This is a genomic window from Leifsonia sp. Root227 (genome assembly GCF_001428745.1).
Taxonomy (GTDB): Bacteria; Actinomycetota; Actinomycetes; order Actinomycetales; family Microbacteriaceae; genus Leifsonia.
This window is the reverse complement of the sequence record NZ_LMIO01000001.1, coordinates 1,041,779-1,066,672: the sequence shown is the minus strand read 5'-3', so window position 1 is coordinate 1,066,672 and position 24,894 is coordinate 1,041,779. Positions and strand designations below refer to the sequence as shown.

At 66.6% G+C, this 24,894-nt stretch carries 22 protein-coding genes and 1 tRNA gene; 6 read left to right on the top strand and 17 right to left on the bottom strand.

All coding sequences use genetic code 11. The features are described 5' to 3' along the window. Window positions 1-2: 2 nt before the first annotated feature. The 3 genes from ASE16_RS04870 to ASE16_RS04860 form a co-directional block, all read right to left on the bottom strand. Window positions 3-1,310, bottom strand: a complete 1,308-nt coding sequence (locus ASE16_RS04870; RefSeq protein ID WP_055891267.1) for an extracellular solute-binding protein — start codon at window positions 1,308-1,310, stop codon at window positions 3-5. Between the two features lie 61 nt (window positions 1,311-1,371). Beyond that, window positions 1,372-2,868: a GMC oxidoreductase gene (locus tag ASE16_RS04865; protein WP_055891264.1), complete on the bottom strand. Its 1,497-nt coding sequence runs from the start codon at window positions 2,866-2,868 to the stop codon at window positions 1,372-1,374. A 116-nt stretch (window positions 2,869-2,984) separates the two neighbouring features. Next, complete coding sequence (locus ASE16_RS04860) at window positions 2,985-4,109, bottom strand: Gfo/Idh/MocA family protein (protein ID WP_055891260.1); 1,125 nt, start codon at window positions 4,107-4,109, stop codon at window positions 2,985-2,987. A gap of 115 nt (window positions 4,110-4,224) precedes the next feature. Here ASE16_RS04860 and ASE16_RS04855 point away from each other — a divergent pair, with 115 nt between their 5' ends. The 3 genes from ASE16_RS04855 to ASE16_RS04845 all read left to right on the top strand — a co-directional run bounded on the left by ASE16_RS04855 (window position 4,225) and on the right by ASE16_RS04845 (window position 7,722). Further along, window positions 4,225-5,412, top strand: coding sequence for an ROK family protein (locus tag ASE16_RS04855; RefSeq protein ID WP_235500357.1), 1,188 nt, complete (start codon window positions 4,225-4,227; stop codon window positions 5,410-5,412). Window positions 5,413-5,466: 54 nt separating this feature from the next. Continuing rightward, window positions 5,467-6,612: an ROK family protein gene (locus tag ASE16_RS04850; RefSeq protein ID WP_055891254.1), complete on the top strand. Its 1,146-nt coding sequence runs from the start codon at window positions 5,467-5,469 to the stop codon at window positions 6,610-6,612. A gap of 66 nt (window positions 6,613-6,678) precedes the next feature. After that, window positions 6,679-7,722, top strand: coding sequence for a diacylglycerol/lipid kinase family protein (locus ASE16_RS04845; RefSeq protein ID WP_235500356.1), 1,044 nt, complete (start codon window positions 6,679-6,681; stop codon window positions 7,720-7,722). 30 nt (window positions 7,723-7,752) lie between these two features. On the opposite strand, the gene ASE16_RS04840 is transcribed toward ASE16_RS04845, so the two are convergent. Together ASE16_RS04840 and ASE16_RS04835 are read right to left on the bottom strand one after the other, a co-directional pair. After that, complete coding sequence (locus ASE16_RS04840) at window positions 7,753-7,986, bottom strand: hypothetical protein (protein ID WP_157480112.1); 234 nt, start codon at window positions 7,984-7,986, stop codon at window positions 7,753-7,755. Window positions 7,987-8,074: 88 nt separating this feature from the next. Beyond that, window positions 8,075-8,422, bottom strand: coding sequence for a nuclear transport factor 2 family protein (locus tag ASE16_RS04835; RefSeq protein ID WP_055891246.1), 348 nt, complete (start codon window positions 8,420-8,422; stop codon window positions 8,075-8,077). 110 nt (window positions 8,423-8,532) lie between these two features. Here ASE16_RS04835 and ASE16_RS04830 point away from each other — a divergent pair, with 110 nt between their 5' ends. Both ASE16_RS04830 and ASE16_RS19960 read left to right on the top strand, forming a co-directional pair. Continuing rightward, the gene (locus ASE16_RS04830; protein WP_055891243.1) at window positions 8,533-9,102 is read left to right on the top strand and encodes a dihydrofolate reductase family protein; all 570 of its coding nucleotides are present in this window, start codon (window positions 8,533-8,535) and stop codon (window positions 9,100-9,102) included. A gap of 36 nt (window positions 9,103-9,138) precedes the next feature. After that, window positions 9,139-9,306 (top strand): hypothetical protein, encoded by a 168-nt coding sequence (locus tag ASE16_RS19960; protein ID WP_200949549.1) that lies wholly within the window; start codon window positions 9,139-9,141, stop codon window positions 9,304-9,306. Between the two features lie 264 nt (window positions 9,307-9,570). On the opposite strand, the gene ASE16_RS04825 is transcribed toward ASE16_RS19960, so the two are convergent. The 3 genes from ASE16_RS04825 to ASE16_RS04815 are packed head-to-tail and all read right to left on the bottom strand — an operon-like array spanning window position 9,571 to window position 12,430. Continuing rightward, window positions 9,571-10,599 (bottom strand): RES family NAD+ phosphorylase, encoded by a 1,029-nt coding sequence (locus tag ASE16_RS04825; RefSeq protein WP_055891239.1) that lies wholly within the window; start codon window positions 10,597-10,599, stop codon window positions 9,571-9,573. Then, complete coding sequence (locus ASE16_RS04820; RefSeq protein WP_055891234.1) at window positions 10,592-11,539, bottom strand: sce7725 family protein; 948 nt, start codon at window positions 11,537-11,539, stop codon at window positions 10,592-10,594. The genes ASE16_RS04825 and ASE16_RS04820 overlap by 8 nt, the downstream gene beginning before the upstream one ends. A gap of 3 nt (window positions 11,540-11,542) precedes the next feature. Then, the gene (locus ASE16_RS04815) at window positions 11,543-12,430 is read right to left on the bottom strand and encodes a sce7726 family protein (protein WP_055891231.1); all 888 of its coding nucleotides are present in this window, start codon (window positions 12,428-12,430) and stop codon (window positions 11,543-11,545) included. Between the two features lie 299 nt (window positions 12,431-12,729). Between ASE16_RS04815 and ASE16_RS04810 the strand changes: the two genes are divergently transcribed. Further along, window positions 12,730-13,245: a hypothetical protein gene (locus tag ASE16_RS04810; protein WP_055891227.1), complete on the top strand. Its 516-nt coding sequence runs from the start codon at window positions 12,730-12,732 to the stop codon at window positions 13,243-13,245. Here ASE16_RS04810 and ASE16_RS04805 read toward each other — a convergent pair. The 9 genes from ASE16_RS04805 to ASE16_RS04765 all read right to left on the bottom strand — a co-directional run bounded on the left by ASE16_RS04805 (window position 13,242) and on the right by ASE16_RS04765 (window position 24,830). Further along, on the bottom strand, window positions 13,242-13,955 hold the full coding sequence (locus ASE16_RS04805) for a hypothetical protein (RefSeq protein ID WP_055891223.1): 714 nt from the start codon (window positions 13,953-13,955) through the stop codon (window positions 13,242-13,244). The genes ASE16_RS04810 and ASE16_RS04805 overlap by 4 nt on opposite strands. A 153-nt stretch (window positions 13,956-14,108) precedes the next feature. Next, window positions 14,109-14,182: transfer RNA gene (locus tag ASE16_RS04800), tRNA-Pro, on the bottom strand. Between the two features lie 71 nt (window positions 14,183-14,253). Then, window positions 14,254-16,182 carry a cellulase family glycosylhydrolase gene (locus tag ASE16_RS04795; RefSeq protein WP_055891219.1) on the bottom strand — a complete coding sequence of 643 codons (1,929 nt, stop codon included), beginning with the start codon at window positions 16,180-16,182 and terminating at the stop codon, window positions 14,254-14,256. An 81-nt stretch (window positions 16,183-16,263) separates the two neighbouring features. Continuing rightward, window positions 16,264-17,103 carry a carbohydrate ABC transporter permease gene (locus tag ASE16_RS04790; protein WP_055891215.1) on the bottom strand — a complete coding sequence of 280 codons (840 nt, stop codon included), beginning with the start codon at window positions 17,101-17,103 and terminating at the stop codon, window positions 16,264-16,266. Beyond that, the gene (locus ASE16_RS04785; RefSeq protein WP_055891210.1) at window positions 17,096-18,094 is read right to left on the bottom strand and encodes a carbohydrate ABC transporter permease; all 999 of its coding nucleotides are present in this window, start codon (window positions 18,092-18,094) and stop codon (window positions 17,096-17,098) included. Before ASE16_RS04785 ends, ASE16_RS04790 begins: the two co-directional genes overlap by 8 nt. A gap of 105 nt (window positions 18,095-18,199) precedes the next feature. Further along, on the bottom strand, window positions 18,200-19,504 hold the full coding sequence (locus tag ASE16_RS04780; protein ID WP_055891208.1) for an ABC transporter substrate-binding protein: 1,305 nt from the start codon (window positions 19,502-19,504) through the stop codon (window positions 18,200-18,202). A 125-nt stretch (window positions 19,505-19,629) separates the two neighbouring features. Next, window positions 19,630-20,634, bottom strand: coding sequence for a LacI family DNA-binding transcriptional regulator (locus tag ASE16_RS04775; protein ID WP_055891206.1), 1,005 nt, complete (start codon window positions 20,632-20,634; stop codon window positions 19,630-19,632). A gap of 258 nt (window positions 20,635-20,892) precedes the next feature. Next, a complete protein-coding gene (locus tag ASE16_RS04770; RefSeq protein WP_055891203.1) occupies window positions 20,893-22,524 on the bottom strand; it encodes a chitinase in 1,632 nt (543 codons plus the stop codon). Then, the gene (locus ASE16_RS04765) at window positions 22,524-24,830 is read right to left on the bottom strand and encodes a glycosyltransferase family 2 protein (RefSeq protein WP_082581234.1); all 2,307 of its coding nucleotides are present in this window, start codon (window positions 24,828-24,830) and stop codon (window positions 22,524-22,526) included. The genes ASE16_RS04770 and ASE16_RS04765 overlap by 1 nt, the downstream gene beginning before the upstream one ends. Window positions 24,831-24,894 lie beyond the last annotated feature (64 nt).

Genomic DNA, 24,894 nt, shown 5'->3' with positions numbered 1-24,894 from the left:
TGCTACTTGACTCCCGTGCCGATGGCCTCTGCCTGCTGCTGGGCGTCGTCGAGCGCCTGCTTGGCGGTCGCCGTGCCGCGGGCGACGCGCTCCATCTGCTGGCCGACGATCTTTCCCACCTGACCCCAGCCGGGGACGGTCGGGATGGAGACACCGTGCGCGATCGCATCCCTGACCGGCTTGAGCATGGCGTTGCCCGCGATGGACTCGTCGTCCCAGCCCTTCTCGACGGCCGGCAGATTCTTGAAGATCTTGTACCAGGCGACCTGCGTGTCCGGCTGCGCCATCCAGCGGGTCAGCTTCCACGCGGCGGTCGGGTTCTTCGCGTCCTTCAGGACGGCGAGGCTTCCTCCGCCGATGGATGCCGCACGGGAACCGTCCGGGCCGGCAGGCGGTTCGACCACCGCGAGGTGGCTGTCGATCCAGGTTGGCCCGTTGGCGTCTTCGAGCCAGCCCGGCAGCCAGGGTCCGTTGGTGATGCCCGCGATCTTCCCGGAGCTGAGGAACGGCACGGTGTCGAGGAAGGTCGGCGAGTCCGCGGAGGCGTAGCCGTCTGTGATCAGCGAGCCCCAGAACTCCAGTGCCTCGATGTTCTTCGGGTCGTTGATCGTCCACTTCTTCAGGTCGGAGCTGATCAGGCTGCCGCCGTTCTGCTTGGCGTACGCAGTGAGCTCCTGTGCGGAGTATCCGTCGTAGGAGATGGACAGGCCGAGCGGGTTGGCGACGCCGTCCGCCTTGAGCTTCTTGGCGAAGGTCACCAGTTCGTCCCAGTTCTGCGGCGCGCTGGCTCCTGCCTTCTCCGCCAGATCCTTGCGGTACATGAAGACGTTCGCGTACGTGTACCACGGCACGGCGTATGCGACCCCATCCACCTCGGCCGCCTTCTGCATCGCGGGGAAGAACGACGACGGGTCGACAAGGCCGTCCGGCACCGGTGCGAAGCCGTTGGTGGCCAACAGGGTCGGCTGGTCCTGCGAGTACAGGTAGACGAGGTCGGGGACCGTTCCCGACGCGATGGCCGCGGTGAGCTTGGCGGAGAAGTCGCCCTCGGGGATCTGGGTGATGGACACCTTCACCTTCGGGTTGTCCTTCTCGAACGGCGCGAGCAGTTTGGGCAGGTCGGCGCCGTCGGCGCCGTCCGCCCAGATGTTGATCGTGCCCGTCGCCGGTTTGTCGTCGATCTGGAGCGTCGACGCTGCGGGGGCGGAGCCGGAGCCCCGCCCGCATCCGGTCAGCACCAGTGCTGCCGCGACGAGGGGGACGGCTGCGGTGATGAGCGAGCGATGGATCCTTCGTGGAGAACGGGTCATTGTTCTCACGTTCCTTTCTCGAATGGACTGCAGGGGGTTTACTCGGGTGCGTGACTGATGCTCACGCCAGGACGCTTCTGGCGGTGCGAACCGACAGAGAAGCGCTGGTCAGGGTTGCGTTGCAGGTGAGCGCGGTGGGGATGACGCCGTTTCCGGCGACGAACAGGTTGTCGAAGCCCCACACGGCGCCGCGGAGGTCGCACACGCTCGTGCCGTCCTCGGCCGCGCCCATCCGCACGGTGCCGGTGTAGTGCAGCGAGGCTCCAGCCGGCAGGAGGACGGCGGCCTCCTGATCGAAGTCGCCGACGGCGTTCGCTGCTGCCCGCTGGATGCCACGGGCGAACTCGATGCGTTCCAGATCGCGATCGGAGTACGAGAAGCGCGCGGTGATGCGCGGCAGGCCGACAGCGTCCGTCGCGTGCTCGGAGAACTCGAGCCGGTTCTCCGGCCGGATCTCCGTGGAGACGTACCAGCCCATCCCGATGGTGTGGCCGGTCTCTGCGCTTTTCTGCTCCATGAGCTGGCCCTGCGTCGGCTGGTCGGCGCCGTTCGACGGGCTCCAGTACGCGCCGATGAACGGCTCGTCCAGTGGATGCTCCGGGATGCGCATCCCCGTGGCCCCGATCCGCACGGGGTCGACCACGACGCCGCCGTCGATGGACGCGTGCTCGTTGAGCCGCACGCCGAGCGCGTCCGGCCGGATGCCGGAGGCCCAGAGCAGCTGCGGGGTGCGCAGCGCATCAGCAGCCACCACGACGGCTCCTGCCGCGATCTCGACCTCCTGGCCGCTCTGCACATCGCGGAGGACGACGCCGGTGGCCACCCCGTCGTGGTGCAGGATCGTCGTGCAGAGCGCGCCGGTCACCAGGCGGGCACGGTCGTCGTCGGAGAAGAGCTCGGGGAAGATGTCGCGCGGGCCCGTGCGACGCACCTTGCCCGTCGGCCCCGGCACGCCCGCGATCGGCATCGGCTGGGCCGACCGGTCGGCGGAGGCTGCCGGGAGGGCGGAACGCAGTGCATCCAGCACGGGATGCGCGAACGGGTTGGCGGCGAACACCGTCTGGTCGACGCGGAGCAGGCGCTGCGCCGTCCGCAGGTCGGCGTCCCAGTCGCCGTCGCCCGCCGGCGGGATCTCAGGGCCGAACGGCCGCGGGCAGGCCGCCGTCCAGTGCACGCCCATCCCGCCGATGTTCCAGGCCATCGCGGCGCCGGGGAACTCGCGCATGTCGTTGCCGAGGTATGCAGCGGGGACGATGCCCACCTCCTCCTTGGACCAGAGCGTCTCGGTGAGCTGACGGTCGGCCGCGGAGCCCTGTACGTACTCGATCTGCTTGGCCAGGCGCATCAGGCGCTCGTAAGCCTGACGCGCTTCCTTGTCCGGCGACTCGATCAGGTGCTCGCCGGCGTTGGCGCTGATCTCGGGGCCCGTCTCGACGACGAGGATCGACACGTCCGTGCGGCGCCGGTACACCTCGTTCGCGACGATGGTTCCGTTGGGGCCGCTGCCGACGACGATCAGGTCGAAGCGGGCGGGCAGCGGGTGGGTGAGCGTGGTCATCTGTTCTGTGTCTTCCTCGGGGTTGGTCTCTGCTTTGCGGGGATCGGATGCGGGTCGGGGCCGGCCGTGGACGCGGCCGAATGGTGGGGCGGGACCTGATGCGGCGGGGGGCGGGCTCAGGCGGGGACGGCGACCGCCTCGGCGGAGACGTCCTGCCACCCGCCGCCGGCCGCAGACGCCAGGACGGCCTCGGTGAGGCGGACGGCACGCGCTCCGTCGCGGAAGGTCGGAAGGCCCTCCGGGAACTCCCCGGCGATGGCGCGGTACGTGTCGGAGACGAAGGCGTTGAAGGCGTCCTGGTAACCCATCGGGTGCCCGGAGGGCACGAGCGAGAGACGGGCAGCATCGGGAGAGAGGGTGGACGCATCCCTGTGCAGGACGGATGACCTGTCCGTGCGGCCGAGCCACACCGTCTCCGGCGACTCCTGGTCGAATCGCAGGGATTCGAGGTCGCCCGAGAGCTCGATGACGAGACTGTTCTTGCGGCCGGGAGCGACCTGCGAGACGAGAAGGGTTCCCACCGCACCGCCGTCGAGTTCGACGAGGAGGGCGGCGAGGTCCTCTGTCGCGACGTTCGCGATCCCTTCGCGTTCGGCGTGGACCGTGCGCGTCATGGCCTCGAGCCTCGTGATGCGCTCCCCCGCGACGAACTCGACGAGGTCGACCAGGTGCGAGCCGATGTCGGCGAAGGCTCTGGACGGTCCGCCCAGCCGCGCATCCACCCGCCAGTCGCTGTCGGAGCTGCTGGAGAGCCAGTCCTGCAGATAGTGGCCCTGTATGGTGAGGATCCGGCCGAGGCGACCGGCGGCGACCCGCGCCCTGGCCTCTCTGACCATCGGGTGGAAGCGGTAGGCGAACGGGACGGTGGCGACGAGGCTGCCGGCCTCCGCCCTGTCGGCCAGCAGGAGCGCCTGGCCGAGACCGGTGGCGAGCGGCTTCTCGCAGACGACGTGCTTCCCAGCGGCGAGCGCGGCCAACGCGAACTCCGCGTGCGTACTGTTCGGGGTGCAGATGTGGACGACGTCCACGTCTGCCGCGAGGAGGTCGTCGACGCTCGCGTATGAGCGGTCGGCGCCGATCGCTGTCGCTGCGCGCTCTGCGCCCTCTGCGGTCGAGGATGCGACACCGGCGATCGTCGCACCAGCGGCGCGTGCCGCCCTGGAGTGGACGGCCGCCATGAAGCCACCGCCCACGAATGCGGTGCGGAGCGTCCTCGTTTTCATCTCGACGGTGAGTGCCATGTGCGGAATATTGACATGAATCAGTTTGGTTTCGCTACTTCAAAAGCAGAATTAGTTCAAAGACACTTTTCTTTTGCTCTTGTAAACGCAAAAGTGCTCATGCTTGACTACCGACGTGCAAGACAGCGAAGAAGTGCGCGAAGCGACAGGGAGACGAGCAGGAGAGCTCTTCCAGCTCTTCCGCGACGGCCGCCCCCGCACCCGCGCCCAGCTGTCGGTCCTCACCGGACTGTCCCGCTCCACGATCGTCTCGCGTGTCGGCGACCTCCTCGATCTCGGCCTCCTCGCCACGGTCGGCGACGCCGTCTCCAGCGGAGGCCGCCCTCCGTCGCAGATCGCCCTGAACCCCCGCGCCGGCGTCGTCCTGGGAGCCGACCTCGGTGCGAGCCACGGAACCATCGCCCTCACCGACCTCGCCGGAGACATCCTCACGCGGCGCAGCGAACCCGTCGCGATCGACACCGGCCCTGCCGAGGTGCTCGGCTGGCTCACCGCGGTCTGCCGGTCGATGCTGACCGAGCTCGGACGCCAGGAGTCCGACCTGCTCGGCATCGGGATCGGCGTGCCTGGTCCTGTGGAGTTCCCTGCAGGCCGGCCGAGCAACCCGCCGATCATGCCCGGCTGGGACGGCTTCGACATCCCCGCCTGGGTCGGCCGCGAGTTCGACGTGCCCGTCCTCGTCGACAACGACGTCAATCTGATGGCCCTCGGCGAGCGCGCAGCCAACCCGCGCGCCCGCGAGAACCTGCTGTTCGTGAAGATCGGCACGGGCATCGGGGCGGGAGTGATCGCCGGAGGCCGGCTGCAACGAGGAGCACAGGGCACCGCGGGAGACATCGGCCACATCTCGATCGCCCGCGCCTCCGACATCGAGTGCCGCTGCGGCAACACGGGCTGCCTGGAGGCGATCGCATCCGGACCGGCCATCGCGAGCGCACTGCGCGCATCCGGTGTGGAGGTGCGGACAGGACACGACGTCGTCAGCCTGGCGACGCGCGGCTCCATCCCTGCCGCGCAGGCCGTGCGCCAGGCAGGACGGGACATCGGCGAGGTGCTGGCGGGATGCGTCAGCTTGATGAACCCGTCGCTGATCGCGGTCGGAGGCTCACTGGCCAGCGCAGGCGAGCATCTGCTCGCCGGCATCCGCGAGGTGGTCTACGCCCGCGCCCTGCCGCTGGCGAGCGAGCATCTGACGATCAGCCAGTCCCGCGCGGGCGACGAGGCCGCCGTGCTCGGCGCGAGCTCTCTCGCGATCGACGAACTCCTCTCCCCCAGGCGGATCGACGAAATGCTGGCAGTCTGACGGCGCGGACGGGATGCGGCCTCGACGGTGGCCGAGCTGTGATTGTCTAGTCACATGACTGCTGCCGAGCTGCGCCACGACCACCTCAGCATCATCCGTGCGCTCTCCGGCGCCGAGCAGTCCCGCGCCGACCTCGGCCGCACCCTCGGCTGGGCGCGCAACACGGTGAGCAGCCGCCTGGACGACCTCCTCGCCGGCGGCTGGATCGTGGAGTCAGGCGACCAGCTCTCGGGCCGCGGCCGGCCGAGCGCACTCTTCCGGCTCAACGAGGACAACATCCTGGTGTTCGTCGCGAGCTTCGGCAAAGACCAGGTGACCGCGACCATCGCGACCATCGGCGGAGCGGTGCTCGCCCGCAGCGTGATCGACGGGTACTCGCTGGGCGCGGCAGGATCGGACGGACCTGCGGATGCGGCGCGGCTCCGCGACGAACTGGTGGCCGAGGCGGGCGTGTCAGCCGAGCTGATCCGGATCGCGGTGGTCGGGGTGACCGGCCCCGTCGAGGACAACAAGAGCATGCCGATGTACGCCGACCTCACCGTCGACGGAGCCTCGTTCGAGCGCGCCCTGGGCATTCCCGTGGTCGTGGAGAACGACGCCAACCTCATGGCGCTCGGCCTGCTCCCCACCCTGGATGCGCAGAGCCGCTCCCTCGTCTTCGTCAAGGTGGCGACGGGGATCGGCGCAGGGCTCATCATCGACGGCCGGCTGCACCGCGGCCTGCGCGGTCTCGCGGGAGAGCTGGGGCACATCCCTGTCGCGCACGGCGACGGCATCCCGTGCAACTGCGGCAACTACGGCTGCGTCGGCGAGGTCGCCTCGGCTCCGGCGATCCTGAACCAGGTGCGCAACGACGGACTCGACGTCGCGTCCCTCGACGAACTCCAGCCGCTCGTGGCCGCGGGCAACCAGATCGCGATCGCGACCCTGCGCCAGGCGGGCCGCGACATCGGCGAGGCGATGATCGGCCTCGTCACGGCCATCGCCCCCGACGTGCTCGTGATGGGCGGACGGGTGGTCGGGCTGGGCGACCACCTGATGACCGGGCTGCGGGAGACGCTGTACTCGCGCGCCCTGCCCGCAACCACCTCCCGGCTTCGCATCGAGTCCATCCGTGATGCGGAGGACGCGGCGGTGCGCGGCGCGCTGGTGATGGGCTTCGACCGGCTCTTCCCGCACGAGCCGTCCGCGACGGCCTAACTCTCGTGTTGGTCAGATCGGGGTCGCCGGTCTGATCGGGACCGCCGGCCGACATATCCTTGGCGGATGAGCGCACAACCGGACCACCACACTCCGGCACGTCGCGCAGCGTTCGTGCTCAACCCCACCAAGGTGGATGTCTCCGTGCTGCGCGCGCGCGTGGCCGCACAGGAGTCGCGGGGCGGATGGGCCGCATCCCAATGGTTCGAGACGAGCGCGGACGACGACGGCCGCGCGGCCGCGCAGGACGCGGCGGCGACGCAGCCGGACCTGATCGTGATCGTCGGAGGAGACGGGACGCTGCGGGCGGCAGCGGACGTGCTCGCGGGGACGCGCATCCCGATCGGTCTGGTGCCTGCGGGAACGGGGAACCTGTTCGCACGGGAGCTGCGCCTCCCGATCAACAACTTGTCCGCCGCCGTGGAGACCGCGTTCACCGGCGAGACCAGGCTGGTCGACCTCGGACACGCTGTGCTGGTCAGGGCCGACGGCTCGGAGGAGCGTCGCGCGTTCCTGGTGATGGCCGGCATCGGCCTGGATGCGCACATGGCCGCCCACACGAACCAGCGCCTCAAGAAGCGCATCGGCTGGCTGGCGTACTCGGACCCGATCGCGCGCAGCATCCTCGGCAACAAACAGTTCGACATGGTCTACCAGCTCGACGACGCCCCGGAGATCGCGCTGCGCGCACACACGGTCATCGTCGGCAACTCCGGCAGCCTCACCGCAGGGCTTCTCCTGATCCCGGACGCGACGGTCGACGACGGCCTCCTCGACGCTGTGGTGCTCCGGCCGCGCGGCGGAGGCGGCTGGACGAACATCGGCTACCGGCTCACCTTCAACCGGCTGCTCCACCGGACGGGCTTCGGCAGGTTCGTCGGACGCATCACGCCCCAGGCTCGGGCGATCCGGTATGCGCAGGCGAAGCAGATGCGCGTGCGCTTCGAGGAGGAGCAGGAAATCCAGCTGGACGGCGACCCGAACGGGAGCGTCGTGTCTGTGACGCTGACGGTCGAGCCAGGGGCACTGGGGATGCGGGTGCGGACGCCGCGTCGTCGCGGCAGGGGGCGAGGTCAGGGACGGGCTGTGGCAGCGGGCGCCGCCCGGTGATCCGACCGGGGCGCGCCACGCTGCGCGTCGTCAGAGGGCGGCGTTGTCGAGGGTGATCTCGGCGGGCGTCATTGCCCGGTACTGGCAGCTCGACGGCCAGTTCGCCTGCTCCGTGAGGGGAACGGCCCAGCCGCTCGTCGTCGCGCCGAGCGTCTTCGTCTCGAACCGGACGCGGGGCTGTGGCTCTCCGTTGATGGTCTCGGCCACCGCGACAACGGTCGTACCGCTCGGCATTCGCATCTGCGCCGTATATAAGTGTTCCATGTGCTGACGGTACGCCCCTTTTGGCGGCGGCGGTGGCGAACGGTCCGCCCCGCGCCGCATGCCGGCTCCCCGGCTGACGGGTCGCGGCCTATCTGAGGTAGACGTAGAGCGCGGAAATGCGCCCGTCGCGGATCAGCGCGACGTCCGTCCCGTGCACGACGGGTTCGGCTCCCGCCGGCCCGTACGACCACTCGACGGTGGCGAGATCCTGCACTTCGTAGAACCGTCCCGGCACGAACGCGAAGCCAGGCGTCCTGGCGTGCAGCTCGCGGATCTTCTCGTTGATGGCGTCCGGCCCGACAGCCACGCCGTCGTGGTCGGCGAAGCGTGCATCCGGTGCGTACAGCTCGGAGAGCACCGGGCGTCGCAGCGCCTCATCGCGCTCGTTGAAGACGTCGAGCAGGTTGCGGTGGAGGAGTTCCTCGAAGGTGGTCACGCTTCTGTCTACACCCTCGGATCGCGTCGCATTCCCTGCATCATGTTGCTTCCCCCTGCCGGGAGGGGCGCTCTAAACTTCCGGGATCGGCTGACGGAGGGCATGACGCTATGCGAAAACTGGTCTACGGGATGAACGTGACGCTGGACGGCTACATCGCCGCCCCGGGCGACGACATCGGGTGGAGCGCGCCGAGCGACGAACTGTTCGAATGGTGGCTCGAGGAAGAGCAGGCGATCGACCTGTTCCTCTACGGCCGCAAGCTCTGGGAATCCATGAGCTCGTACTGGCCGACCGGCGACCGGCAGCCCAACGCAACGCCAGCGGAAATCGCCTTCGCGCGCAACTGGCGGGACACGCCGAAGGTGGTGTTCTCCTCCACGATGTCGACGGTCGACTGGAACGCCCGCCTGTTCACCGGCGACGCGCTCGCGGAGATCACCCGCCTCAAAGCCGAGGACGACGGGCGGATGCGGGTGGGCGGCGCGACCCTCGCCCGCACGGCCATGCGCGCAGGGCTGATCGACGAGTACACCGTGGTCACGCATCCAGTGCTGGTGGGCGGCGGACTGCCGTTCTTCTCCGCGCTGGACAGCTGGGTGAACCTCGACCTGGTGGAGACACGCACGCTGCCAGGCGGTGTGCTGATGAGCAGGTACGAAACGAGGCGCGCGAGCTAGGTCGATGGTGCGCCAAAGCAGGCGTACGGTGGGCACATGCTCATCTTGGTGATCGTTCTCGTCGTGTTGTGGGTCATCCTGGCGATCGTGGGGTTCGCGATCAAGGGGCTGCTGTGGTTGGGCATCATCGGGATCGTGCTGGTGATCGCGACGCTGATCATCGGGTTCGTGCGGCGGGCGGCGAACTCGGGGAAGGCGAAGTAGGGAGATCCCCCAACGTTGCTGCCAACGTTAGGTGCTCGCCAAGGCCATACTCTCACGCCAAATGGCTTGCGTCCGTCGGCAATCTGGTCCCGATAGCGCACACCAAAGTCCGATCGGACACCGTCGTTACAGCAACTCGGACCCACGAAACTATCCGGCGGGTCGTACCACCACTCGGGGTGCGACCTTGAGACCATTTCGGCGCAGGTTGCCGCTGTCACTTTGCCTCCCGAGCCCCAGACAAGCGCAGAAGCAGTCGGCGCATTATTCTTTGGCGGAGACGTACACCTCGACCTTGGTGACGTTGTACTGGTCTACGCTGACCCCAGTCGCTTGATCTGGGTGAAACAGCGCCAGGTTGATACCGTCGCTGACCGAGCTTCGATAGACCACGCCATCGAATCCACAGCTCTTGATGAACTCGCATAGATGCTGGCTCGGGACGTACTCAAACGGCGCGCCTTGAGGTAGCACTGGTCGCGTGAGCTCGTCCCCGAGACGCTCAAGAAGCGGCAGATCCGCGTGCATCTGACCGACTTCGTCGTCGTTGAGCTCGAAGGGCGATATGCGCGCGCGTGGAGCCCGGAGGTCGACGGTCTTCATGCTGGGTATCTCGAATTCGGCGACGCACGCGAGCTCGCCCGTGTGTGGCCGCATTTCCGATACCGCTGTGGTCGGGGTCGACCCAAGGTACAGGTATGGAATGCCTGCTGGATTCGCGCGCCCGTGCCCCGCCTTCTTCGACGGCGGAGCGCCCATCCTGTCAAGTGGAAACGGATCATCACTGACGATACGAGCCCGGTGCCAGCTTGGGCTCAGGGTCGTCGGGTCAACGATTAGGTAATCGAGAAGCTCCCGAAGCCGGTCGTAGTCAATCTTCTGTTCAAGGAACCACCGATTGCCGTGCATCATCTCAACGCGCAGCTCATCCCAGCGGGCCAAGCTGGTAGCGCTGTGCTTGCCCGATGCCAAGTAGCGCTTTCTCACGATCTCGCCATCGTCGAAAATGTCCGCGAGAAGCTCTTTGGCCGCTGGGTCGTCCCGCATCACCGGGCCGGAGAAAAGCCCCCAATCACGCCGAAGTAGCGCGGGTAGCGGTAGTCCGTCCGGGTTTGTCTCGTATATCGCGAGCAGATTCTCGAATGACTCACGGAGGACAGATGGCTCCACCAGGGCGACGTTAGCGACGCGGCAGTAGCCGCACACCCCCAATTTAGAATTGAGCTTGTCGGAGATGAATTCGCGCAGGAAACTGTCATTGAAGCATTCAGCGCAGCACAGGCGCTCAGCCATCCACGTTGCGGTGATAGTCCGCGAGCGTCTCGATGTGATGCCGGATCGATAGCTTCTTTATGTAGCCAAGGCCCGGGAAGTGGCCCGCTTCGTAAAGCCGACGGAACTCCTCCGTGGCCGATGTCGCTAGGAGCTTGGAGTCCACACTATCGAGCTTCGCGATGAGCTTCGCGAGAGCCTCAGCGAACTTGTTCGCCGGGTCTGTGGGCGTGTCGTTCGAATCGGACTTGAAGTGATATACGTACATAGCGTTGTCTTGCGTGGGGTCGATGTAAGTCAGATGGATTGCAACGGCGTATGCCGGACCGCCACCTTCGGTGTACCGATCCCCCACCGTGAGGAAGTCGCCGTAGCCCTGCATGTTGAGGTCCTCGAACGTGACGTGGAGATCGGAGAAGAACGCGGACGGTTCGTAGTCCGCGTTCTTCTTTTGCTCGAAGCCATCGCGGACCAATACTCGGTTTCCGCTTCCGAAGTGCTTCCGATAGAGCATGCTCGCATGAGCCTCGCTGAATACATTGGTCGCCTCAATCTCACGGTCGCGGAGAAACTCCGCGACGTCGCGCGCCGCTGTGAAGCCGGAGTGGACGATGGCCGGGCTATGTTGAGCATGGCTCGATATGAGTGCCTCGGCTTCGTCGAAGCTCGTGGTGCTGAGGAGTAGGACTCCAGCGGAAATGGCATCGTTTCCCCTGTAGTTGTCGCTCAGGAACGCGCTGATGTTCGCCCCGTCATCTTTGTGGTCGCCATGACGCGGGTTCACAATCACGATTGCCCGACCGCCCGCATCGCCGATTGCTGCAAGTGCTCGCTCGAGGCCGTTGAGCGACTCCCGCACCGGTTCGATGATGGGAACGAAAGAAGCTTCGGCTAGCACTTCTGCGCTCTCACGGAGCGCGAGGAGTTCGAACTGCTTTCCTCGGAAGTATGGGTAGTACATGAGCTATCTCCAAGCGAGTGCGGCACCTATGGGCAAGCGTGTCGCGTCGCGGAGCCTCTGCTCGGACGCGTCATTCATCTTTAACGTAAGCATGGCAGCACGCAGGGACATTGGGATGGATTTGATGTAGTTCTCAGCGGAACTTTGAGAGCGGGACGATTTCAGCGTTGACACCATTAGGTCGTGCACGCGTGTTGACTCAAGGTCGGCAAACAGTTCGTTCAGGGCGCCACGTATCTGCGTGTTCGGAACACGAGGAGGCTCGATTCCGACCTCTCGCAGAATGGCAAACGCCTCATCGAGGCGAACAAAGTCGAGTATCGCGAGTGGTTCGGTGCGAGAGGAGTCACCTATTGCGCGCCGCTCCATCCTCAGTGTGAATCGATCGGTGAGGACGAGCACCCCGACATACTCGGGGACTTGCCGAAGCACGTGCACTACATGCGAGGGACTCGTGACCACGTTGACTACGGCGAACACCTGAGAGTAGGCCAGCACCTGACTCCGCAAGCGGGCCAGGGAGTCCCGCTCGGATTTGATCTCGTAAGCGGTCGATGTGCCGTTGAAGACGACTACGTCCGCCTTCGAGGCTCCGACTCGCGCCTCGCCCAACATAGACGCCGTGCGGAGGCTGTGCTGGCCAAGCAGGATCTTCTGGGTGATCGCGGAGCGGTATACATACTCGTCTCGATTCCCGAGCGAGCGCAGGACGTGAAAGGCGTGATCGAACGCGTCGCCCACGGTTGCCTCGGACTTTAAGGCCTGGGCCGCTCCCGACTGGTGCAGCAGTCGAGCGAGAAGTCCTGACTTACCTTGCCTACCGAGTTCACGAACGACCGTGGACGAGAACATACGGGTCAACGCGGCAAGTTCGCCCTTGCTTGCGCTCATCGCCTCACCCTGCCGCTCCTCGATCTTCGCGGTTGAGCCGCGCACCGAGTCTAGCCGAGCGGCCGCCCGTGCGGCGCGAACCGAACATGTGCTTGCCGGACTGCTGAGGGTTGGTGACCCTACTCCCTTCGCACGATACCCCGTCGACCGATCGCGCCCCGTCACTTTCGTCGCTAACCAACACGCCCGGAACGCGAGAATCATCCTCAGTGAATACGGGCATCGGAGCGCCGGGTGTCCGCGTCGGCCCTCCTCTTGAGCTCCGTGTGGCCGAGCGCTAGGACCGCTACTGTACGGCTGTGGACGCTTCGAACATCATCAATCTTGGATTACTCTTGGTCACTGCGATCGGCGTCGTCGTCGCTATCCTGCAGGCGAAGGAGGCCCGTGCTGACCGCATCGCAGCCGAAGGTGCCCGCGACGCAGCAAAACAGCACGAGAAGTCCGCGCTCGACGCAGCGACCCAGTCTGCCTCAGCAGCCACCCGCTCCGCCTCGGCCCTCGAAGAAGCCAACGACATCGCGCGGAAGTCATTGCCGAAGGATCCCTGGACTCTCGTGCAACAGACCAAAAACAAGTACGAGCTTCGCAACACTGGCGAGGAAACGCTCTGGGCCGTCTCCATCACCGAGCCCGGCGACAGCAACGACATCACTCTGTTCCAGGAGCAGCCAGTGGACCAACTTCATCCGGGTGAATCGCTGTACTTCGACTATTCGAAGACTTTCGCAAGCCCCGCGTCTACAACCTTGCTCGTCACCTGGGGATACCCGGATAGCTCCGAACAGCGGGTTTGGCGACGCACCCTGTCCTAGTCGGATTCCAGGAGTTTTTGAGTCGTACGTACAAGCAGAACGGTGGCCTGGGCGGACGCGAAAGCATCCACATCGTCGATGTCTCCGTGGGTTACCTTCTGAGCAAGATCCCACGTCGAACGCATCATCGACCGTAGCTCAGCTTTGTCCTTGCCCGCGGCACGAGTAGCCAGAAGCAGGTCGAACCAGGCGCGCGCGTCAGCTCCCTTTGGCGCTTCCTGGCCCTCCGGCACCAGGGCCGGATCGGCGATCAACTTGCCGAGGTCAATGAGAATCTCGCGACTTCGGCGGCCAACATCTTGCCAGGTGTCTCGATCTCGCGCAGAACCATATTCCTTGATTAGGGCCGCGACACGCGGATTGACCTTCTCCCACGTAGGAGAGTCGTCATCCGGAGTTGGATCGTGGACTTCGCCAATAGCCTCCACCTTTCGCAACTCTTCCAACGCCGCGCGAGTCAAGGCTGCCAGATGCTCCCGCCGCTCGCGATAGGTACCGAGATTCTGCGAATAGAACCCGTACCATTCCCATAGCGAACGCCAAGGAAACGGCGGTTCGAGTCCGAATCTGGCGAAGTTCGCGACAAGGACCTCGTCGGTTTCTTGGTACTCGGGCTCAACGGTTGCGAACCCACGACCGCCGGTGCCTGTCTCGACGATGAGATTTGCCTGCCGCTGTAGCTGTATGCGCAATTCTGGGATGGTCAGCACAGGCAGAGGCTCTGGACTGCTGTTCCGGAACAAAGAATCTATGCGCTCGCTCACAGACCCATTTTCGACCAGGCGAGGGGTTTTGGAGGGGTTGCCACTCTACAAGCAAACAAAAGCCCCGGTAGAAACTGAGCTCTACCGGGGCTTCTTCTGTCGGGCTGACAGGATTTGAACCTGCGACCCCTTGACCCCCAGTCAAGTGCGCTACCAAGCTGCGCCACAGCCCGAAGTCGCTTTGAGGGTGGAGCCCCAAAGCAACTTGTCCATACTAGCGTGTCCGGGCGGGTGCCAGTGCCACCTACTCGAAGACCAGCTCGCGCACCTCCACGCCGTACGGGTCGAGGGTCACCGAGCTGACGTCGTCTCCGTTCAGGGTCCGCAGGGCACCTGCCGCGCGGGGCGTGACCGTGACCGGCGTGGGGTGCTGGGAGACGAAGAAGACGAAGCGGCGGCCGTCGGCGTGGACCAGCGTGTCGGTGAAGACCTGCGGGTCGTCGAGGCGGATGTCTCGTTCCACGTCGGCCACCTCGGCGAGGGCGTCGTAGAGGCGCCAGGTGTCTTCGGGGTTCACGCCGGGGAGCTGGGAGGCGAAGTATTCGAGCGGGTAGGTGGAGAGCACGGCGCGTCCGGAGCCGTGGGACTGGGAGACGATGACGGGGCGGTCGTGCGCATCCACGGCGATCACCGTTCCGGTGGTCGCGGTCACCGGGAGGTAGGAGCGCGAGTGCTCGTTGCCCGCGGCCGCGAACGAGAGGACCGTGCCCTCGGCCAGACCGCCGAAGGAGGTGAGGAAGCGCACCGTCACCGTGTCGTCGGAGACCGGAGGCACCAGGCCGTATGCCGACTCGCGTTGCACGCCGAAGATCTCCTCCGTGTACGCCCACCATGGACCACGCTGCACGCCGATGTCGCCGACGCAGTACGAGGCGTAGACGGTGGCGCCGTCGGAGGCGAGGTCGATGAGCTGCTTCCAGGTGGGGCCGCAGAGCTGCTTGACCGACGGCAGCAGGTAGAGGCCGTAGCCGGCGGGGATGCCGCCGTCCTCCGCCTCGCGCACCACGGCCACCGGCACGTGCGCCTCGTGAGCGGCGACGTACGCCTGCTCCCCCGTCGCCACGATTAGCGCCCGCTCGGGCTCCTGGGTGAACGGGTAGTCGGCGGCGAGGTGGGAGGGCACGACGATCGCCGCATCCACCGGGGAGCGCGTGACAGCGGCGACGTCGATGGATGCGAGGTCCCCGGCGAAACGGGCCAGCTCCAGCAGCGGGGGCTTGGGGGCTCCCGTCGCGTCCGTGATGCCGAAGTGCATCTCGAACGGGTGGTGCGAGTACGGGCGCTGGGCGATCAGGTCGTCGTAGTCGGTGTTGTTCCAGGCGATCCAGCCGGTCGCCCCGGCCAGGAGCGTGTTGTAGAGCAGCTGGCGGTAGTACGAGGCAGCACCGGATGGGGACACGAAGTCGCTGGTCAGGCCGAACTCCTCCATGATCACCGGGAGGCCGGCGATGTGGCAGAGTTCCGCGATGTACGCGGCCTTGAGGTGCTGACGGGTCTGGTCGGACTCCATCCGGTAGACGTGCGGGCCGACGAAGTCGGTGAACGCGGCCAGGTCGGTGGTGGAGAAGCCGTTGTCGTGGCCCGTCGTCTCGATGCCCCACGCCCCGTCGCCGACGGAGACCGGCTGGGTCCCTCCCCCGGCGCGCACCGCATCCACCAGCAGCGACGCCCACGCGTCCACGATCGGGCGCGGCGCCTCCCCGCCGTAGATCGGGACCTCGTTGGTGAGCAGCCAGCCGGCGACGGCGGGATGCTCGGCGAAGCGCGCGGTCAGCTCGCGGACGTACCAGGCCTGGCGTCCGACGAACCAGATGTCGCTGTACAGGTCGCGGCCGTCCCGCCAGGCCGGGTCCCAGTTCTCGCCGGACATGTGCCCGACGAGGAACGTCGGCACCGTCGTCATGCCGGCGTCCAGGTGGGCGTCGAGGAAGTCGTGGAAGTTGGCGATGCACTGCTCGTCGAGCGTGTCAGGGGTGGGGTGGAAGTCCGGCCAGTAGAAGAACGATCTGGTCATGTTGAGGCCGTGCTCCGCCAGGACGGCGAGCTCGGAGCGGACGACCTCCTGGTCGTAGCTGGTCCACATCAGCGGACCTCCCGACCGGGACCAGAAATTGGCCCCGAGCCAGATGGCGGGCGCGCCGTCGACGGCGAGCAGGGGGGAATGGCGTTCCATGATTCCTTTCGAAACGACGCGAAGTCGCAAGAAGTCGAACAGTCGAGCGACCGAACGGGCGTGCGGGCGGCGGGGAAGCTGCTACTTCACCGCACCCGCCGTCAGCCCGGCGACGAACGAGCGCTGCAGCAGCAGGAACGCCACGACCACCGGGATGCTCACCACGAGCGAAGCGGCCATGATCTGGTTCCAGTACACGTTCGTCTGGGTGGAGTAGAGCTGCAGGCCGACCGCGAGCGTTCTGTTCTCGTCCGTCGTCATCACGGATGCGAACAGCACCTCGCCCCAACTGGTCATGAACGAGTAGATGGCGACGGCGATCAGCCCGGGGCGCGCGGCGGGAAGCACGACGTGCCAGAGCGCGCCCATCGGCCCGCTCCCGTCGACCATCGCCGCCTCGTCGAGGTCGCGCGGGATGCCGTCGAAGTAACCGGCGAGCATCCAGATCGAGAACGGCAGCGCGAACGTCAGGTAGGTGATCACGAGGCCGAACCGCGTGCCGACGAGCTGGATGCCCACCGCCTGGTTGATGTTCACGAAGATGAGGAACAGCGGCAGCAGGAACAGCACGCCGGGGAACATCTGCGTGGACAGCACCGTGGTGGTGAACACGCTGCGGCCCTTGAACCGGTAGCGCGAGACGGCGTACGCGGCGAACACCGCGATGACCAGACTCAGGATGGTCGCAGAGCCCGCGACGATGAGGCTGTTCACGAAGTACGACGCCAGCGGCACCGTCGACCACATGTCGATGAACGGCTGGAACGTGATCTGCGTCGGCCACCAGGTGAAGGCGCCCTGCACATCCGCCAGCGACTTCATCGAGGAGGTGACCATCACGTAGATCGGGACGGCGGTGAAGATCGTCAGGATGACGAGCACCACCCAGCGGAAGGCTTTGGAAGAGACGGTCTCACGCACGACGGGACCTCCGGTTCAGCACGAGCAGGTAGATGCCCGTCACGATCAGCAGGAAGATCAGGAGCAGGACGCTCATCGCGGCCCCGGAGCCGAAGTTCCAGGTGAGGAACGACGCGTTGTAGATGTGGAAGGAGATCAGGTCACCTGCCGCAGGTTGGGCGTTGCCGAACAGCACGAACGGGGTGTTGAAGTCGTTGAACGTCCATAAGAACATCACCAGCAGCAGCACGGTGTTGACCGGGCGCAGCATCGGCAGTGTGATCGCACCCCACTGCCTGGCCGGCTTCGCGCCGTCGACCGCCGACGCCTCGTAGACCTCCTCGGGGATGGACTGCAGACCGGCCATCAGCATCAGGAACGCGAACGGCCACAGCCGCCAGATGGCGACGATGACGATGGACCAGAACGCGTTGCCGCCGATCAGCCAGAACGGTTTGTCCCCCGGGAGGTTCAGGTTGTCGAACAGGAAGTGGTTCACCGCGCCGGTGTCCTTCTGCAGCATGAACTTCCAGGCGATGATGCCCGCGTACATCGGCAGCGCGTACGGCACGAGGAACAGGGTGCGGAAGAAGCCGCGACCCCAGAACTTGCGCTGCAGGGCGACGGCGGCGGACATCCCGAGCGACCAGGAGATGCCGACCACGAGGATGGTGAACCCGCAGGTGATCAGGAACGACTGCAGCAGCGCCGCACCGACCGAACCGTTGAAGTCGAGGGCGACCGCGTAGTTCTTGAAGCCGACGAACGGCGCCTCCGACCAGTTGGCGATGTAGAACTTCGTGAGCTGCACGAAGCTGATCCAGATGCCGGTGAGCATCGGGATGACGTGGATGAGGATCTCGAAGATGATGGCGGGCGCGAGCAGGGCGAGCGGGATCCACCAGCCCTTCTGCCTCTTGCGTTTGCGCGGCGGCGCCGGCGCCGGGGCGGCCGTCGCCGTGCCGAGCACGCCCGTGCCGCGCGGAGTGTCTGCTGATGTCGTCGTCGACATGGTGACCTCTGTCTGGTCAGGAGGATGGTCTGTGGATGCTGGGGGGTGCGCCAGGTGCGGGATGCGCGGCGAAGAACGTGCATCCCGCACCCGGCGCCGGCGGCGTCAGCCGCCCATGGACTGCTTGACCTGGTCTTGCGCCGATTGCAGCGCGGACTTGATGTCGCTGTCGGAGACGGTGCCTCCTGTGGCGATCTTCGCGAACATGTCGTTCATGGCCTTGCCGACCGTGTTCTCGAACTGGTCTTCCGCCGGAACCAGAGGAAGCGGCTTGGACATGGTGTTGTAGATCTTCTGGAAGGTGGCGGCCTCTTCAGCGTTGTCGGTGAAGTTGGCCTTGGCGCCGTTGAGCACCGGGAGCGTGGCGTACGGCTTGCCCAGGGTGGTCTGGGTGCTCTCGCTCGTCATGTACTTGACGAACTGGAGGGCCGCATCCTTGTTCTTGGTGTTCTTCATGATGGAGAGGTTGATACCGGCGACGTGGCTCGCCACATCCTTACCGCCAGCGGGGGCGGGGAACGGAACGACACCGTATGCGTCGGTCTTCATGCCGTTGGCGTTGATCGACGAGTCGGCGTTGTTCTGGCTGAGGATCATCGCGACCTTGCCCGTCGCGAAGTCGTTCACCGCCTGCACGCCGTTGTCGTACTGGGCGTTGGAGGTGTTGACGACCTTGTCGGTCTGCATCAGGTCGAGGTAGCGCTTGATGCCGTCGACCGCTCCGGTGGAGGTGAAGGTGGGGTTGCCCTTGGAGTCGAAGAACTCCGCGCCGTTCTGCGCCGCCGTGATGAACGCGAAGTGCGCGTTCTCTGTGTAGCTGCCGGCCGCGAGCGAGAAGCCGTAGGTGGAGCCGCTGGTCAGCTTCTTGGCGTCGGTGACGAGGTCTTCCCAGTTGGTGGGCGGCTGGACGCCCGCAGCGGTGAACATCGACTTGTTGTAGTACAGCCCGTATGCGAGGCCGTAGAGCGGGACGCTGGTGACCGTCTTGCCAGGTGCGCCACCGGTCTCGAGCGCGGTCTTGACGAACTTGTCAGACCCGCCGATGGCCTTCATGTTGGCGTCGTCGAACGGCAGGAACGCGCCGGTCGCCTGCAGGGACGCCGCCCAGGTGTTGCCGATGTTGAGCACATCCGGACCCTGGCCGCTGGTGACGGCGGTCTGGATGCGCGTCTGGAGATCGTTCCAGCCGATCACTTCAAGCTTCACCTTGATGCCTGTCTTCTTGGTGAAGTCGTCGAGGACTGGAGTGAGGACCTGCTTGTCGTTGTCGAGGCTGGTCCCCTGGTTGCTCGCCCAGTACGTGATGGTCGATCCACTGGCCGAACTTCCCGATCCGGAGCTGCTGCAGCCTGCTGCGACGAGCGCGACCGCGGCGGCGATGGCGCCCGCGAGAATGGCGCGTTTCTTCATAGTGACTCCCTTGTCTCTTGGTCGTGGCGCACACACCACGACCTCTACGCTAACTGAACCGGTTCAGTTGTCAAGGGGGTGGACCAGAAATACTTCCCCTGTTCGGGAGCGGGCGGGGGCGGCGCCTACGGAGCCGGGATGCTCGTGGAGCGCACGACGAGCTCGCTCGGCTTCGCGGTGGTGACCTCGGAGGGCACGCCGGCCAGCGCATCCAGCAGCATCCTGGTGCTGCGCCTGCCCTGCTCCTCGGGGAACCGGGCGAGTGCGGTGATCGGCCGGGAACCGAGGCGGCAGACCAGGGAGTCGTCCCAGCTCACCAGGGCGACGTCCCTGCGGCCGAGCCTGTCGAAGCCTGCGGCGGCGCCGAGCGCGAGCATGTCGTTCGAGGTGACGACGGCGGTGATGGCGGTGTCCGCGGCCAGGGTCTCGACGACGATCCGCTCCCCCGCATCCGACGAGTAGTCCGACGCCGCGAACACCGTGCTGATGCCCCGGGCGAACGCCTCCCCCTCGATCGCCGCCCGCCTGTCGTCCTCGTGCTCGAACTCCAGCGGCCCCGTGATGTGCAGCACCCTCCGGTGACCGAGCCTGGCGAGGTCGCCGATGATCAGAGCGGAGTCTCCGCGCGCGTCGTAGAGCAGCACCCGGCCGGGGGCGACCTGCGCCCGGTTGCCGTGCACCACGAAGTCGAGGCCGAGCTGGTCGAGGAGGGCAGGGCGCGGATCGTTCACACTGATGTCGAACAGCATCACACCGTCGACCCTGCCCTGAGCGCTCCAGCGGCGATAGGTGTCGAGATCCTGGCCGACGCCGGTGCCGACCATCCGGAGCATCAACGCTTGGTCGGTCTCCGCCAGCACGCTCTCCACCCCGGCGAGCAGGCTCATGTAGAACGGCTCAGCGCCCAGCAGGCTCGGGTCGCGCCGCAGCACGATGCCGATCGCGTCCGTGCGGGAACGGGACAGTGCTCTTGCGCTCGCGCTCGGGTGCCAGCCGAGGTCGGCCGCGAGGTCGAGCACCCGGCGACGGGTCTCGTCGCTCACGCCCGGCTGGCCGTTCAGCGCGTACGAGACGGACGCCTTGGACAGCTTCAGCTGGGCAGCGAGCCCGGCGATCGTCACACGCGTCACGTCACCCTCCTTGTCGAGTCAACAGTACTCACAGGCGGTATGCGAAACTCACAGGCGGTATGCGAACGTGCCGACGAGCACTCACGGGCTCGCTACCCGAAAGTCCGCCCGGTACTCGCCGGCACGCGTGCCAGTGGATGCGACCCGACAGTGTGCCGCATCCACTGGATGCCCAGAACCTCCGCCCCGCAGCGGGTGTCCGGGTCTGGTCGGCGACGGGATGCGTTCAGGGGGGAATCTGCATCCCGCCGCCGAGTCTCACTGAGCTGCGGTGCCGCCGCTCAGAATGGTGTTGATCTCGTCCTGGGTGAGCGGGGCCCACGGCGACGCGTCGGGGTTGGCGCTGGCGGCCTCGGGGCTGTCGCCCTGCGTCCACCACTTGGCCTCGAACGGCACCCCGTCGAAGAGCACGCGGGCGCCCTTGTCGAACTGGGCGGTGCCCGTCCACTCCGGGTACGTCCCCGCGGGGAGCGTCGGCTGCGGGATGGGCGTCTCGCCCGGCAGCACGGGGCCGACCAGGTCCCACGGCGTCTCCCACGCGTTCAGCACGGGGTCGTCGGGGACATCGCCCTTCGTCCACCATTTGGCGACGTAGACGTTGTGGTGCCAGACCACCTTCGTGCCTTTGAGGTACGAGTTGGTGGTGGTCCAGATCGCGTACGGCGAGCTGGCGGGGTCGTCCTTGGTGACGGTCGACGTCGGCTCCGGGGTGGTGACGGCGGACTCACCGAGCGAGATGTGGCCGGCGAAGCCGGCGGAGAGCACACCGGCGAAGGTCTGCTTGCCCTGCTTCACGCCGCTGCAGGCATCGGAGACGACCGTCGTGTCCACGTAGTTCGACCCGCAGGTCTTGTCGCGGTTCGCCGACCACATCGACATCCGGCCGATGCCGGTGGAGACCGCCCACGCGTTCAGTGCCTTGGCGTCGGCGAGCGAGAAGACCTCCTTCTCGACGTCGTTCTGGCCGATCATCGGCGTCGCGCCCAGCTTGGACCACAGGCTCGGGTCGGACTGGTGCAGCTTGGCGCGGTCGTAGAGGATGCCGAGCTGGCGCTTGGTCGCGGTGAGCGCATCCTGAGCGGCGTCGGACATGGACTGCTTGGCCGCCTTGGCGTCGCCGAAGTCCATCGTCATGACGTTGACGCCTGCGATGTCGACCTTGGCCTTCAGCATCGCGGCGACCGCATCCGTGCCCTGGCTGGTGAGCCCGGTCGGAGACACAGGAAGCGTCAGCCAGACGGCGAGGCTCTTGCCCTCCGCCCTGCGCTCCTTCTGCAGCGCGGCGATGGTGGATGCGCGGCGCGCGTTCGCGTCGGCGTCCGCCAGTCCTGCGCCCTCCAGATCGAGGTCGATCGTGCCGATCTTGTACCGGTCGACGACGGACGCGTACGCGGCCTTCAGCTTCTCCGGGTCGGTGCAGGCCACGGCGAGCTCGTCGTTCAGCTGGCCGCCGAACGACACGGCGACCGTTCCGCCCTGCTGCTGCAGCCTGGCGATGCGGCGGTCGAGGTCGAGGGAGCCGCGGGCCTCGTCGAGCGTGTACGCGTTGCCCCACGACGGCGTGCACGCCGAGGCGGAGTCGGCCACGATGAACGAGAGGACGGCGTCCTTGTTCTTCGTGGTGCCGAGGTTCTCGAACGCGAACCGCGGGGTGGCGGTCACGTCGACGTACGACGCGAACCACGGCTGGGCCTCGACGGCCGCCTTCGCCGTCCACCACTGGAAGCCGACGACGCCGACGCTGACGACCACCGCGGCGACGAGCGCTGCGCCGATCACGCGGAGGGGCGAGAGGCGGCGGCCGCTGTCTGCGTTTCCGCCTGCCGGCGCCTGCGCGTCACGAGACTGGGCGTCAGGGGCCTGAGCTTTCGGGCTCTGCTTCCTGCCCATCAGGCGGCCTGCTTCTCTGACTCGGTCAGGTCGCCGTCGCGGACGGGGAGCGCGACGCGCTCGACGTGCGGGAGGTCGCCTCCGCTGTGGCCGTGGTAGAGCACAGAACGCCAGTCGATGACGTCCGCGGCGGGAGCCGTCGTGCTCGATGCTGCCTTCCGGTTCTTCTCGACGTACAGCGGGCGGGTGAGCCCGAGCCAGATGTCGACGATGGAGTTGCCGACGCCGATGTAGGAGACGATCGCCCAGATGGCGAGGGTCGCATTGAAGAGCGCGAACGCGGCGTTGCCCCAGTTCTGCGCGTTGACGTCACGCCACAGCGTGAACGCGGAGAACGCGACGATGAGGAACGGGGTGACGACGTAGAGCAGCGGAGAGGCCGTGCGGTTCTTCACCTTCGGGGTGCGGACGAACGGGATCTTCTTGCCGGTCAGCGACTGCTGGATCGACTTGAGCACACCGGCAAGGTTCACCGGGAGCAGGATCAGGTTGAAGCCGTAGATGCGGAGCACATCCGTCGCCTTGTATCCGGCGTAGCGCAGGTCGCTGGCCATCGCGATGAAGTACGGCAGGGCGGCGAGCAGCACCACGGGGCTGAGCAGGCGGCCGTCGTACGGGTACGCCAGCAGGAAGATCAGGCCGAAGCTCGCCCAGGCGATCGACGCCATGTAGTTCACGCGCAGCAGGAGCTCCGTGCGGGAGATGACCTCGCCGCGACGCTTGCGCTCGCGCACCTGACGCCACAGCTTCGGCAGGATCAGGAGTCCGCCGTTCGCCCAGCGGCGGCGCTGCACGATGAGCGAGCCGAAGTCGGGCGGGGTGGCGGAGTAGCTGAGGCGCTCAGGGTAGTTGACGAGCGTCCAGCCGTGGGTGCCGAGGTCGATGCTCGACTCGGTGTCCTCGATGACCGTGCGGTCCTGCACGTAGCGACGCACCTCGAAACCGCCGACGAATTCGGTCTCCACGATGTCCTCGATGGCGCGCTTGCGGATGACCGCGTTCGCACCCACCCAGAAGGTGGCGCCGTAGAAGCTCATCCCCTGGTGCAGGATGTGCTGGATGTCGGTGGTCGCGCCGGCGAGACGCTCGATGCGGGTGCCGGCGCCGCGGAAGGACGAGTACGGCGTCTGCGTGACAGCGACGCGCGCGTTGTCCGGCTGCTGCAGCAGGTAGGTGAGTCGGAGGCAGTACTCGCGGAGCAGGATCGAGTCGGCGTCGAGCGTGAGCAGGAAGTCGCTGTCCGGGATGACGATGTCGCCAGGGCGACGCGAGCTGACCGGGTTCAGGATGGGGCCGTCCGGCGTCTCCTCGACGCGGTAGGTCCCGCCCATCAGGCCGATGTACGCGTTCAGGTTCATCGCCTTGTTGGCTTCGTGCGACAGCGACGCCCACTGCTTGCGCTCGAACACGTCGAGCTCGGCGTCGAACGTCCACGCCAGGCGACGGTAGAGCTGCGCGACGCGCTCGGTTGAGAGCGATGCGCCCTCCTCGACGGCCGCCTCGATCGCCTGGGCGGTGAGCACGAGCTCGTCGCCCAGGGCGCGGAGCACCTGGTCGGCGAAGAACAGGTCGACGTGGTCTTCGACGCCGTGCGCATCCGCCTGGCGATACAGCCACTCGGCCGCCCAGGTGTAGTGCGCCGCCAGCTCGGTGGCGTCCGACTCCGTCGCGAACGCGCCGTTCTCGGACAGCTCGTAGTGCATCAGCGCGTCGCCGAAGCGGGTCCGCGGCTCCGCCAGCAGGGCGGCGATGTCCGCGCCGAGGGCACGGGTGGCGTTCAGCCGCTCCGCCACGGCCTGGTCGGTCGGGTTGGGGTTGTCGTCGAGCAGCAGCACGACGCGCATCGACGGGAACTCCTGCAGGGCGGCGGACAGCAGGGTCATCCGCACGACCTCCGGCTCCTCGGCGTACGACGGGACGAGGACGGTGATGGAGGGCTGGTTCTCCGCGAAGTGGCGATCCAGCTCCGCGCGGGGAACCCGCACGTGCTTCTGGAACCGCTGCAGAGCGCCCTGACGGGCGACCAGGTACATCAGCGCGGAGAACGTCAGGAAGGTGACGACGATCAGGTAGCCGATCGCCTCCATCGTGAACCGGAAGTCCTGCGTGCCGAGCACGAGGAACTGGCGGATGATCGTGGTGACGACGTAGATCGCCCAGAAGAGCACGGTCGCGACGATGGCGACGCGGCTCCAGGTGACCTTGCGGTCGGAGGGCTTCGGGTGGACGGTGGGAAGCGGCTCTGTGCGCTTCTCAGCGCCGAGTTGGCGTTTTCGGGCAGGGGTGTATGAACTTGTAGAACTCATGATCGGGTATGCGTCCTTGAGATAGAGAGCCCGCGCTTTCGGGTCGCGCGGTCGGGTAGCTCTC

Excerpts from the sequence above, each read along its gene's own strand:
- ASE16_RS04870 (WP_055891267.1), bottom strand. The coding sequence starts at position 1,310 with ATGACCCGTTCTCCACGAAGGATCCATCGCTCGCTCATCACCGCAGCC.
- ASE16_RS04865 (WP_055891264.1), bottom strand. The coding sequence starts at position 2,868 with ATGACCACGCTCACCCACCCGCTGCCCGCCCGCTTCGACCTGATCGTC.
- ASE16_RS04860 (WP_055891260.1), bottom strand. The coding sequence starts at position 4,109 with ATGGCACTCACCGTCGAGATGAAAACGAGGACGCTCCGCACCGCATTC.
- ASE16_RS04850 (WP_055891254.1), top strand. The coding sequence starts at position 5,467 with ATGACTGCTGCCGAGCTGCGCCACGACCACCTCAGCATCATCCGTGCG.
- ASE16_RS04845 (WP_235500356.1), top strand. The coding sequence starts at position 6,679 with ATGAGCGCACAACCGGACCACCACACTCCGGCACGTCGCGCAGCGTTC.
- ASE16_RS04840 (WP_157480112.1), bottom strand. The coding sequence starts at position 7,986 with ATGGAACACTTATATACGGCGCAGATGCGAATGCCGAGCGGTACGACC.
- ASE16_RS04830 (WP_055891243.1), top strand. The coding sequence starts at position 8,533 with ATGCGAAAACTGGTCTACGGGATGAACGTGACGCTGGACGGCTACATC.
- ASE16_RS19960 (WP_200949549.1), top strand. The coding sequence starts at position 9,139 with ATGCTCATCTTGGTGATCGTTCTCGTCGTGTTGTGGGTCATCCTGGCG.
- ASE16_RS04825 (WP_055891239.1), bottom strand. The coding sequence starts at position 10,599 with ATGGCTGAGCGCCTGTGCTGCGCTGAATGCTTCAATGACAGTTTCCTG.
- ASE16_RS04820 (WP_055891234.1), bottom strand. The coding sequence starts at position 11,539 with ATGTACTACCCATACTTCCGAGGAAAGCAGTTCGAACTCCTCGCGCTC.
- ASE16_RS04815 (WP_055891231.1), bottom strand. The coding sequence starts at position 12,430 with ATGAGCGCAAGCAAGGGCGAACTTGCCGCGTTGACCCGTATGTTCTCG.
- ASE16_RS04795 (WP_055891219.1), bottom strand. The coding sequence starts at position 16,182 with ATGGAACGCCATTCCCCCCTGCTCGCCGTCGACGGCGCGCCCGCCATC.
- ASE16_RS04785 (WP_055891210.1), bottom strand. The coding sequence starts at position 18,094 with ATGTCGACGACGACATCAGCAGACACTCCGCGCGGCACGGGCGTGCTC.
- ASE16_RS04780 (WP_055891208.1), bottom strand. The coding sequence starts at position 19,504 with ATGAAGAAACGCGCCATTCTCGCGGGCGCCATCGCCGCCGCGGTCGCG.
- ASE16_RS04770 (WP_055891203.1), bottom strand. The coding sequence starts at position 22,524 with ATGGGCAGGAAGCAGAGCCCGAAAGCTCAGGCCCCTGACGCCCAGTCT.
- ASE16_RS04765 (WP_082581234.1), bottom strand. The coding sequence starts at position 24,830 with ATGAGTTCTACAAGTTCATACACCCCTGCCCGAAAACGCCAACTCGGC.